Here is a 10,817-nt window from a genome sequence, read left to right as displayed (position 1 = left end):
GCCGCTTCCTACTCAAGGGCGCGCGGGCCGGGGGGGGCGGGGCGGGGGGGGCGGGGGGGGGCCGGGCCCCCCCCCCCCCGCCACCCGCGCACTGCGTCAGCCGGCGCCGCCGGCCCGGAAGGCGACCCAGGCGTCGCTCATCCGGTCAGCCTGGCCCGGGGTGAACATGTTCATGCAGGAGTCCTGCGTGTAGTCCATGAAGTTGTGGATCGGGTCCAGCCCGGGTGCGGTGCAGGTGTCCGCGCCGATCGGGCAGTTGAACTGCGGCGTCGCCTCGCGCGGGGTGTCCGCGACGAAGTCGCCGGAGGCGGAGCAGCCGTGCGCGAAGGTGTGCTCCAGCATCAGCCAGTGCCCGACCTCGTGCGTCAGCGTGTCGCCGAGGGCGTACTTGCCGGCGGTGCCGCCCGGCATCGACTCGTCGAGCATGACCACGCCGTCGATGTAGTCGCGGCCGTTGTTGTAGCCCTTCGGGAAGTACGCCCAGCCGAGCAGGCCGCCGCCGATGTTGGCCGCGTACACGTTGAGGGTCTCGGAGTCGCCGGTGTACAGCGCCTTCTTCATGTCGCGCTCGTTCTTGCCCGGCACGACGGTGTACCAGTTGCTGTTCACCGTCCACGTCGTGTCGACGAGGTCGAACCGGAACGGCGTGTCGGAGGCGTCCGGCGCGGTACGGCCCGCGAACGAGTCGTTGAGCACCTTCATCTGGGCCGCGATCAGGGTGTTCCACCTGGTCGTCTCGGCCGCGGTGAGCGGGTGGTCGGAAATCATGTGGAAGACCGTCGGCACGGTGACGCTGCCGTTGGCCAGGCGCGGGGCGTCCTTGATGACGCCGTAGGCCTTCGCCTCGTTCTTGGCGTAGAGCTCCGGCTCCTTGGCCGTGGCGCCCTCGGCGAGCCGGGCCGCGCCGTGCCCGTGGGCGTCCGGCTCGCACTCGGCCGCGCCCGGGGAGACGGGCACGGGCGCCGCCGACACCGCGCCGTAGGCGCCGCCGGACGCCAGGAGCGTCGCGGCGGTGGCGGTGAGGACCGCGAGTCGGAAGATGGGTCTCCTGTGCATCGGTGCACCTTTCAGGAGGATGGAGGCGGTGCGAAGTCGACGCGGGGTTGTCATGACCAGGTCGATGACGTCGTCTCCCCGGTATGAGACCACGTCGATCGCGCATGCAACAGACCTGCGCAAAGAGCCTGTTTTCCCTGTAACGCCAGGGGGCCGGGGAGCGCTGATCGAAGGCGCGCGGGGCGTTCCGCGGCCCGCGCCGCGCCTCCTCGGGGCGTACCGGCAAGGCCCGTTTCGTCCTTTCGGACGGCTACTGCCGGCGGACCCGGTAGTAGAGGTGGGTGACCCGGTCGCCCTCGACGACCGTCGGGTCGGACAGCTCGACGGGGGCGTCGCGGACGTGGTCGAAGAACGGCACGCCGTCGCCGAGCAGCACCGGCACCAGGTTGACCCGGATCTCGTCGAGCAGCCCGGCCGCCAGGCACTGGCGGGCGATGCTGCCGCCGTTGACCGCGACCCAGCGGTCGCCGGCCAGTTCCCTGGCCTGCGCGACGGCGGCCTCCACGCCCTCGGTGACGAAGGTGAACGGCGCGCCCGGCCGGGGCCAGCCGTCCGGCACGTGGTGGGTGACGACCACGACGGGCTTGTCCATGGGGTGCCGGCCGTCCCAGGCGTCCACGAGGTCGAACAGCCGCCGGCCGACGACCAGGGCGCCGGTGTCGTCGAGGGTGTGCCGCAGGTGCCCGGCGCTCGCCTGCGAGGTGCGGAACGTCATCTCCGGCTTGGCGGTCGCGGTGGCGACATCGCCGTTGCCGTACCAGTGGAAGAGCTGGTCGAAGCCGCTCTCGCCCGGGCCGGCGATGTAGCCGTCCAGCGACATGCTCGCCTCGGTGTAGACCCCGGCCATCTACAGCACCCGGGTGATCTGCTCGGCGGCGATCCGGGCGTCCGACCGGGCCGGATCCAGGTTGGCGCAGAGCACCACCGACGCGCCGACGGCCAGCGGCGCCAACAGCCAGTACACGGGCTGTTCGTGCTCGGCGACGTCGACAAGCAGCCGGTCGCCCGCCCGCAGGTCGAGCCGCTCCGCGACGGCCAGCGCGACGCTGCCCCACTCGCGGTAGCTCGTGCCGTCGGGGCTGGCCGCGTCGGCGCTGGTCAGCGGGGCGGACGCGGGCAGCGCGTCGGTGTGCCGGCCCACCTCGGCCAGCCAGTCCCGGTATTCCTCGGGGGCCGGGGCGCGCGGGGTGACGCCGAGGCCGAGGACGAAGCGGTGCCGCGCCTCGGGCACCTCCTCCAGCCAGTCGTCGAGCCGCTCGGCGCTGACGAAGACGGCGTCGTACGGCTCGTCGGCGCCCGGCTCGACCGGCGGCAGGCCGGCGGTCGCCCGGGGCCGGAAGGACACCGCCACCCCGGCCGACCAGGCGCCCAGCAGCACGGCGGCGCTCTGCCAGTGCGCGGGAAGCAGCACGGCCGCCCGGTCGCCGACGCCCAGCCCGCAGCCCTCGCGCAGCAGCCCGGCGGCCCGCGCCGCCCAGCCGCCCAGCTCCGTCGCGGTCAGGTCGACCCGCTCACCGGTGGCGTCGTCGAGGTAGGTGAGCAGCGGCCGGTCGACCTCCGCCGCCCGGCCCCCGGTCAGCGGCTCCCGGACGAGGGCATCGGTCATGTTCATGTCGCACTCCTCAGCAGGCTGCGGTCAGCCTACTGAACCGGGGACGGGCCGACGGGGCACCGACGCGCCCGGCCAGGCAGCGCTCCCCGCCAGCCGGGCCTGTCACGGGGCGGGCGCCAGCCTCCCGCACGCCATGTCACCTGGGCTTCTTCGTGTGCTGACGCACAAACTCCTGCTAGCCTGGAGGTCGCAGGACGCCCTTCGGGGCTCCCGCACCCGCCTTAGGGCCCGCTGACGCGGGCCCTTCGTGCGTCCGGGGTCACGGGACCTTGGCCAGCGGATCCCAGCACCAGCTGTGATAGCAACGGGACGCGACCAGGGACCACAAGCGCTCGTTTGCCGCCGTTTCCCGAGTGTCGGCACCGGGCCGGTCGAGGCGCTGGAACAGGAACGTCACCAGGTCGACTGCCTGAACGAGCCGGCTCGCGTGCGACGGGGCGAAGTGCAGCGTGTCGACGATCCGTGTGAGCTTCCTCGACCGGTACCCGCCGGTCCCGGACACGCGATACCGCGTCAGGTCGGCCCGGTGCACCGCCTGCTCCTGCACCTCGTCGGCGATGACCAGCGCATATTCCTCCCGGCTCGCCGCATATCCGTCGACCCTCTCCAGCAGGTGCGACAGCACCACCTCGTGCGCCGGTCGCGCGTCTGCGGCGTACCGCTTGGTCAGTGCCGCCCGCTGCACGCCCCGGATGATGATCGTGACGTCGTGGGCGCCGATCGCCTCCATCGCCGCCCGGTAGACCGCGATCCGGGCGCGGGGCGGCACTCCCTTCCAGACAGACCTGGCGTGGAAGATGTCGTAACCGTGCAACTCGGTCGCGGGCGGCACGCCGTACGTCTTGGTGGCGTGGTCCATCACCTGGTCGAGTGCCTCGCTCAACGGCATCGCGACCACGTCGGGCACCAGCAGCGCCCCGATCCAGTAGAGGCGGTCGGTGAACGACTCGTCGACGTACGTGAGCAGCACCCGGTGAGAGTACGACGACGCCAGGTGACCGACGTGGACTCCTCCGGCGAGTCAACGGGCGGGCAGTTCGGGGCCGCCGTCGAGTAGCGGGGCCAGCAGGTCGCCCTGCTTCTCCACCCGCTTCAGCACCTCCCCCGCCGTGTACGGCTTCGTCGCCGGCCGCTTCCCCGCCGCGCCCGCCTCGACCTCGTCCCAGGTCAGCGGGGTGGAGACGGACGGCACGGACTGCGCCCGCAGCGAGTACGGCGACACGGTCGTCTTGGCGGCGTTGTTCTGGCTCCAGTCGATGAAGACCTTGCCCGGCCGCAGGTTCTTCGCCATCTTCGACACGACCAGCTTCGGGTGCGCCCGCTCCAGCTCCTGCGCGATCCGCTTGGCGTAGTCGGAGACCAGATCGGCCGACTGGGTACCGGCGACCGGGCAGCAGAGCTGCATGCCCTTCTTCCCCGAGGTCTTCGGATAGCTGTCGATGCCGTCGTCGGCGAGCCGGTCGCGCATCAGCAGCGCCACCTGGCAGCACTGGCGCAGCGCCGCCGGCGGCCCGGGATCGAGGTCGACGACCATCATGTCGGGCTGCTCGCCGACCTTCCACTGCGGCGTGTGCAGCTCCAGGGCGGCGAGGTTGGCCAGCCAGACCAGGGTGGGCAGGTCGTCGGCGACCACGTAGTCGATGGTGTCCCGGCCCTTGCTGGACCCGGGCGCGGGCAGCGTCTCGGTGCGTACCCAGCCGGGGGTGGCGGCCGGGGCGTTCTTCTCGAAGAAGGAGCCGCCGGTGACCCCGTTGGGGAAGCGGATCCGGGTGAGCGCCCGGTCGGCCAGGTGCGGCAGGAGCACCGGGGCGATCCGGGTGTAGTAGTCGATCACCTCGCCCTTGGTGAACCCGGCCTCGGGATAGAGCACCTTGTCCAGGTTGGACAGCTCCAGCGCGCGCCCCTCGACGTCCACCTTGAACCGCTCAGCCGGCATCGTCGACCTCCTCGGCGGGTTTGTCCGGCCGCAGCCGGAGCACCCTGGGGAACCGCAGGCGCCCGTCCGGGGTGCGCTGGCCGTACTTCACCTCCACCACGACCAGGGGTGTTACCCAGATCGCGCCCCGGGCATCCTCGCGCGGCACGTCCCCGGCGAACGGCGACGCGCCGGCGCGCAGCGGCTCCAGCTCGCGGAGCAGTTCCCGCTCGATGGCCGCGCCGATGCCGCCGCCGACGCGCCCCCGGTAGGTGAGCCGTCCGTCCGGGCGCGGCACCCCGACCAGCAGGCCGCCGATCCGGCGCGCCCCGGGCCGCCAGCCGCCGACCACGAAGTCGCCGGTGACCTCCAGCTTGACCTTCACCCAGTCCGGCGAGCGCACGCCCGGCCGGTAGACCGAGTCGACCCGCTTGGCCATCACCCCCTCCAGGCCGTGCTCGCCGGCCGCCTCGTAGGTGGCCGGGCCGTCGCCGAAGAGCGGCGACACCGCCCACCGGGCGCCGCCGAGCGCCAGGCCGTCCAGGGCCTCCCGCCGGCGGGCGTACGACCGGCCGGTCAGGTCCTCGCCGTCGAGCCGGAGCAGGTCGAAGATCATGTACGTCACCGGGGCGACCGCCGCCAGCCGGGCGGCCTTGTTCCGGTCGCGCACGTGCATCCGCTCCGCCAGGGCCGTGAACGAGGGCTGACCGGTCTCGCCGAGCAGCACCACCTCGCCGTCGAGCAGCGCGTCGCCCGCCTGCTCGTGCAGGGTGGCCAGCTCGGGGTACGCGGCGGTGATCTCCACGCCGCTGCGGGCGTACAGGTGCTGCCGGCCGCCGGAGATGTCGGCGAGCGCGCGGACGCCGTCCCACTTGAACTCGTACGCCCAGCCGGCACCCGCCGGGAGCTGCCCGGTCATCGCGAGCATCGGCTTGAGCGGCGCGCCGGGCACGTCCCGACTGTACTTGCGCACCGAAGCGCTCGCGTGGCCTTCGATCATTTGCGATCCTGGGCTGTACCGGCGAGAGGAGCACGGGGATGCGGGCCATCTGGAAGGGAGCCGTCTCGTTCGGGCTCGTCTCCATCGGGGTCAAGCTCTACTCGGCCACCGAGGAGAAGGACATCCGCTTCCACCAGGTGCACCGGGAGGACGGCGGGCGCATCCGCTACAAGCGCACCTGCCAGATCTGCGGCGAGGAGGTCACCTACGACGACATCGCCAAGGGCTACGACATCGGCGGCGGCGAGATGGTGATCCTCACCGACGAGGACTTCGCCGAGCTGCCGCTGTCCAGCTCGCGCGCGATCGACGTGCTGGAGTTCGTCCCGGCCGAGCAGGTCGACCCGATCCTCTACAACAAGGCGTACTTCCTGGAGCCGGAGGGCACCGCCACCAAGCCGTACGTGCTGCTACGCGACGCGCTCGCCGACTCGGAGCGGGTGGCGATCGTCAAGGTGGCGCTGCGCCAGCGGGAGCAGCTCGCCACGCTGCGGGTCCGCGAGGGGGTGCTGCTGCTCAACACGATGCTCTGGCCGGACGAGATCCGGAAGCCCGACTTCGGCTTCCTCGACGAGGACCTGAAGGTTCGCCCGCCGGAGCTGGCGATGGCCAGCTCGCTGATCGACTCGATGGCCGGCGAGTTCGAGCCGGACGCCTTCACCGACGACTACCGGGCGGCCCTGCAGGAGGTCATCGACGCCAAGGTGGAGGGTCGCGAGGTGGTCCAGCCGGAGGAGGTCGAGGAGGCTCCGGCTGCGGCGGTGGACCTGATGGCGGCGCTGAAGGCGTCCGTCGAGCGCGCCCGGTCCGCCCGGGGCGAGGCGCCGGCCGGTGGCGGCGGGGAGCCGACCCCGATCTCGGCCGCCCGCTCCGCGCAGAAGAAGGCCGCCGAGAAGAAGGCGGCGAAGGCGCCGGCCAAGAAGACCGCCGAGAAGAAGGCCGCGCCGAAGAAGGCCGCCGCCAAGAAGGCCGCCCCGAAGAAGGCCGCCGAGGGCGAGAAGAAGCCCGCCGCCAAGAAGGCCGCCGCGAAGAAGACAGCCCGCAAGACGGCCTGACCCCGCCCGGTCGTACGCGCCTCCCGCGCGGCTGAGGTTGCCTTGACGCCGGTGGGAAGGTCTAGCGTCGGTCGGGTCGGACGAGGGAGGTCGGATGCTGATCGGTGAGCTGGCGGAGCGCGCCGGCACGAGCACCCGGGCCCTGCGTTACTACGAGACGCACGGCCTGGTCCGGGCGGCCCGCTCGGCCAACGGATACCGGGTCTACGACGAGGCGGAGCTGCACGTCGTACGCGAGATCCGGGCGCTGCTGGCGGTGGGCTTCGGCCTGGACGACATCCGCCCGTTCGTCGCCTGCCTGCGGGCCGGCAACGCCTCCGGTCACGTCTGCCCCGACTCGGTGGCCGTGCTGCGGCGCAAGCTGGCCGAGGTCGACGCCGGCATCGACCGGCTGCACGCGGTCCGCCAGGAGTTGCGCGACCAACTCGCCCACGCCATCACCCAACGGGAGGAAACATGCTCGAGACTGCGCCGGGCGGCTCGCTGACCGCCGTCACCGACGACACCTTCGCCACCGTGGTGCTCGCCGCCGACCGACCGGTGGTGGTGGACTTCTGGGCGGACTGGTGCCCGCCGTGCCGGGCCATCTCCCGCAGCCTCGCCGAGCTCGCCGAGGAGTTCGCCGGGCGGCTGGTCGTGGCCACGATCGACACCGACGCCAACCCGACGGCCACCCGCACCTACGGCGTGATGTCCCTGCCCACCCTCCTGGTCTTCCGCCACGGGCAGGTGGTCGGCTCGATCGTCGGCTCCCGCCCGAAGCACCACCTGCGCCAGGGGTTGGCACGGCATCTCGAGGGCTGAACCGCCGGCCGGCGCGGTGCGGTCTCGCAGGTGCGGACCGCCGCGGGTAGGCTCCGCCGGCCCCCGCCGCGAGAGGAACCCCATGCCGTACACCCCCGACCTGGACCGGCTGCTGACACCCGGTGCCCGCTTCGCCGACGAGCACGCCACGTACGTCATGGAGGTGCACCCGCTGGGCGACGTCGTGCTGCCGACGGGGCGGGTGGTCGGCTGCGACCCGGTGGCCTGCCCCGAGGACGAACCGTTCACGGTCGGGGTGGCCCCCGGCCGCTACCCGGCGCGGGCCTGGGTCGCGGTGGTGCGGGGCGAGGACACCGAGGCGGACCGGCGGGTGGCCGCCCTCGAACTGGTGGTCCACGACGAGCCGGCGGCCCGCTGGGAGATGGCGCTGGTCGGCGACCAGGACGTCGCGGCCCTCAAGTCGGACGGTTGGTTCGGCTACGGGGTGGACACCGGCATCGGCACCCTGGCCGACCCGACCGCGCTGGCCGCCCTGGAAACGTGGGACGAGGGCGCGGTGACGGACGTCTTCGTCGCGGACGAGCCCGCGGGCGGGCCGGTGCCGGGGCACGTCGCCGCGGTGCTCGACGAGGCGACCGGGGCCAACGTGGTGACGGTCTGGTCCGGCTGGGGCGACGGCTGCTACGGCACCTGGATCGGGCGGGCCGCCGACGGCCGGGTCACCTCGTTCGTGACCGACTTCATGGTGGTGCCGGGGCCGGCGTGACCCGTGCGGCGGGAGCGGCCACGGTCGAGGCGGCGCGGTGGGCGGCCGGGCGGGTACCGTGTGCGTCGGCTTTCCCCCCGGCACTCCGATGCCGGCCACCACCTTCGCAGCAGGGAGTCGACGCCGTGAGCGAGCGTACGCAGAACCGGTCCCAGAAGTCGGAGCGGCGGCTGGCCGCCCAGTTGGCCGCCCAGAAGGCGGCCGAGGCGAAGCGCCGCCGGCAGGCCTGGGCCGGCGGGCTCGCCGGGGTCGCCGTCGTCGCGGTGCTGATCACCGTCTTCGTGACGATCGGGCGCAACAGCGACGGCGACAAGGACCAGACGGCCAGCGCCCCCTCGGCCGGCCCGTCCGCCAGCGCCCCCGCCGCCGACACGCCCCCCGCCTCGCAGCTCCCGGAGGGGGCCGACCCGGCCCTGGGCACCAAGCCGAAGGTCACGGCCGGCGAGGGCGAGCTGAAGAAGCTCGTCGTGACCCCGCTGGTCAAGGGCACCGGCCCGGCGGTGAAGAAGGGTCAGACGATCACCACGAACTACGTCGGCGTCTTCTACAAGGACGGCAAGGAGTTCGACTCGTCGTGGAACGCCGGGCAGCCGGCGACCTTCGCCATCGGCGTCGGCCAGGTCATCCCGGGCTGGGACCAGGGCCTCGTCGGGGTGACCGTCGGCAGCCGCGTGCAGCTCGACCTTCCGGCCGAGCTGGCGTACGGCACGAACCCGCCCGGCGGCCGTCCCGCCGGCCCGCTGCGCTTCGTCGTGGACGTGCTCGCGGCGCAGTGACCCGCGAACCGGCCCGGTCGAGTTCCGTGACCGGGCCGTTGCCCCGCGATAGCGGCCCGGTTCGCCCGGGATGTCGCCCGTCGTTGATGCAGTACCCCACAGGGGGCTTCCGGCCCCTCCGCCACCGGCAGTAGGTTCAGCGTCACCCCGGGCGGTCCGGCCGTCCGGGGTGATGACCGGACCGGACGCGGAGGTGCACGTGACGGCGCTGGACGACGCGGGGCGGACCGCCCGGGTGTTGTGGACCCACTACGAGCCGGTCCACGCGATCACCTACTTCCACCCCCGCGCCCGGGCCGCCTTCGAGGCGGTCGGGCTGCGGGGCTTCTGGCGCGGCTACTTCGCCGGCCGGGCCGCGCCGCTGGGGGCCGCCGAGCCCGCCCCGGTGACGGCGGCGTTCTTCAACTTCGCCCCGCACACGGTGGCGCGGGCGCTGCCGGCCGTCTGGCGGCTGGCCACCCCGGAGGAGGCGCTGCGGGCGCGGCTCACGGGCGCGGTGCAGGCGCTGGCCGAGCTGACCTACGAGCTGCCGGAGTCGCACCTCGTCGAGGCGGCCGAGTTGCTGGAGGCCGCCGCCGCCGAGGCGGAGCCCGCCGGCCGGGTGCTGGGCGCCGCCAACGCCGCCCTGCCGCGCGGCGAGTACCCGCTGGCCCGGCTCTGGCAGGCCGCCACCACCCTGCGCGAGCAGCGCGGCGACGGGCACATCGCCGCGCTGGTCGCGGCCGACCTCGACCCGGTGGAGACGCTGGCGTGGCGGGTCGCGGTCGACATCTCGCCGCTGAACCTGCTCGGGCGCGGCTGGTCGGAGGAGCAGTGGGCCGCCGCCCGCGCCCGGCTGGCCGAGCGAGGCTGGCTCACCCCGGACGGGAAGCCGACCGAGCAGGGTCTCGCCCGGTTCCAGGCGATCGAGGACGCCACCGACGCCGCCGCCGCCCGTCCGTGGCGGACGCTGGGCCCGGAGCGCACCGAGCGGCTGCGGGAGCTGCTCGAACCGATCGCCCGCGCCGCCCACACCGTCATCCCGGAGGGCAACCCGATCGGCCTGCCCGCGCTGCGGAGCTGACCCCCGCCCACCGGCCCGGACGCCACCGATGGGGCAGGATGGGTTCGTGGCGGATGCGGTGGTCTTCGACCTGGACGGCGTGATCGTGGACTCCGAGCCGGTGTGGGAGGAGGTCCGGCGGGCGTACGTCGCGGCGCACGGCGGCACCTGGCAGCCCGACACGCAGCGCCGGCTGATGGGCATGAGCACCGGCGAGTGGGCCCGCTACCTGAGCGGTGAGCTGGGCGTCGACCGCAGCCCCGAGCAGGTCGCCGCCGAGGTGATCGAGGAGATGACCCGGCGGTACGCGGAGCGCGTACCGCTGATCGACGGGGCCGACCAGGTCGTGCGCCGGCTGGCCGAACGGTGGCCGCTGGGGCTGGCCAGCTCGTCGCCGACCCGGCTGATCGCGGCGGCGCTGGCCGCGACGGACCTGACCGGGGCGTTCGGCGCCACGCTGTCGACGGAGGAGACCGAGCGGGGCAAGCCGGCGCCCGACGTCTACCTGGCGGTCGCCGAGCGGCTGGGCGTCGACCCGGCCCGCTGCGTGGCCGTGGAGGACTCGTCCAACGGCGTCCGCTCGGCCGCCGCCGCCCGGATGACGGTCGTGGCGGTGCCGCACGGGGCGTACCCGCTGGACCCGGACGCCGAGCGCCTCGCGACGCTGCTCCTGGGCACGGTCGGGGAGCTGACGCCGCAGGCCGTCGACCGCCTCGGGTAGGCAGCCCACCAGGCCGACACACCCTGACTCGGCGCCCCCGAAGCACGCCAGCCCAACCCAGGCCCACCCGCCTGACGCGGGCATGAGCGCGGATCCGCCGGGTACGGCA

At 73.7% G+C, this 10,817-nt stretch carries 12 protein-coding genes and 1 pseudogene; 7 read left to right on the top strand and 6 right to left on the bottom strand.

The window, feature by feature from the left end:
* Positions 1-96: 96 nt before the first annotated feature.
* The 6 genes from ACGFNF_RS17205 to ligD (ACGFNF_RS17180) form a co-directional block, all read right to left on the bottom strand.
* Positions 97-1,056 (bottom strand): zinc metalloprotease, encoded by a 960-nt coding sequence (locus tag ACGFNF_RS17205; RefSeq protein ID WP_393168888.1) that lies wholly within the window; start codon positions 1,054-1,056, stop codon positions 97-99.
* A 250-nt stretch (positions 1,057-1,306) separates the two neighbouring features.
* Positions 1,307-1,903 (bottom strand): dihydrofolate reductase family protein, encoded by a 597-nt coding sequence (locus ACGFNF_RS17200; RefSeq protein ID WP_393168886.1) that lies wholly within the window; start codon positions 1,901-1,903, stop codon positions 1,307-1,309.
* Positions 1,904-2,668, bottom strand: a complete 765-nt coding sequence (locus ACGFNF_RS17195) for a TIGR03089 family protein (protein WP_393168884.1) — start codon at positions 2,666-2,668, stop codon at positions 1,904-1,906. It abuts the gene before it with no gap.
* A gap of 259 nt (positions 2,669-2,927) precedes the next feature.
* Complete coding sequence (locus ACGFNF_RS17190; protein WP_393168882.1) at positions 2,928-3,638, bottom strand: DUF3800 domain-containing protein; 711 nt, start codon at positions 3,636-3,638, stop codon at positions 2,928-2,930.
* Positions 3,639-3,689: 51 nt separating this feature from the next.
* The gene (gene ligD, locus ACGFNF_RS17185; protein ID WP_393168881.1) at positions 3,690-4,604 is read right to left on the bottom strand and encodes a non-homologous end-joining DNA ligase; all 915 of its coding nucleotides are present in this window, start codon (positions 4,602-4,604) and stop codon (positions 3,690-3,692) included.
* Positions 4,594-5,535, bottom strand: coding sequence for a non-homologous end-joining DNA ligase (gene ligD, locus ACGFNF_RS17180; RefSeq protein ID WP_311410693.1), 942 nt, complete (start codon positions 5,533-5,535; stop codon positions 4,594-4,596). The genes ligD (ACGFNF_RS17185) and ligD (ACGFNF_RS17180) overlap by 11 nt, the downstream gene beginning before the upstream one ends.
* An 86-nt stretch (positions 5,536-5,621) precedes the next feature.
* On the opposite strand from ligD (ACGFNF_RS17180), the gene ACGFNF_RS17175 reads away from it, so the two are divergent.
* The 7 genes and pseudogenes from ACGFNF_RS17175 to ACGFNF_RS17145 all read left to right on the top strand — a co-directional run bounded on the left by ACGFNF_RS17175 (position 5,622) and on the right by ACGFNF_RS17145 (position 10,708).
* On the top strand, positions 5,622-6,638 hold the full coding sequence (locus ACGFNF_RS17175; protein ID WP_357576779.1) for a Ku protein: 1,017 nt from the start codon (positions 5,622-5,624) through the stop codon (positions 6,636-6,638).
* Between the two features lie 94 nt (positions 6,639-6,732).
* A complete protein-coding gene (locus ACGFNF_RS17170) occupies positions 6,733-7,125 on the top strand; it encodes a MerR family transcriptional regulator (RefSeq protein ID WP_357576778.1) in 393 nt (130 codons plus the stop codon).
* Positions 7,095-7,442, top strand: coding sequence for a thioredoxin (trxA, locus tag ACGFNF_RS17165; RefSeq protein WP_393168877.1), 348 nt, complete (start codon positions 7,095-7,097; stop codon positions 7,440-7,442). Before ACGFNF_RS17170 ends, trxA begins: the two co-directional genes overlap by 31 nt.
* An 82-nt stretch (positions 7,443-7,524) precedes the next feature.
* Entirely contained in the window at positions 7,525-8,169 is a 645-nt protein-coding gene (locus ACGFNF_RS17160) for a DUF4241 domain-containing protein (protein WP_393168875.1), read from the top strand.
* 88 nt (positions 8,170-8,257) lie between these two features.
* A pseudogene (locus ACGFNF_RS17155) lies at positions 8,258-8,945 on the top strand (FKBP-type peptidyl-prolyl cis-trans isomerase).
* 172 nt (positions 8,946-9,117) lie between these two features.
* Complete coding sequence (locus ACGFNF_RS17150; RefSeq protein ID WP_357576774.1) at positions 9,118-10,008, top strand: hypothetical protein; 891 nt, start codon at positions 9,118-9,120, stop codon at positions 10,006-10,008.
* Positions 10,009-10,054: 46 nt separating this feature from the next.
* Complete coding sequence (locus tag ACGFNF_RS17145) at positions 10,055-10,708, top strand: HAD family hydrolase (protein WP_393168872.1); 654 nt, start codon at positions 10,055-10,057, stop codon at positions 10,706-10,708.
* The last annotated feature ends 109 nt before the right edge of the window (positions 10,709-10,817 follow it).

The organism is Micromonospora sp. NPDC048868 (genome assembly GCF_043198195.1).
Classification (GTDB): domain Bacteria; phylum Actinomycetota; class Actinomycetes; order Mycobacteriales; family Micromonosporaceae; genus Micromonospora; species Micromonospora reichwaldensis.
This window is presented reverse-complemented; position numbering and strand designations above follow the sequence as displayed.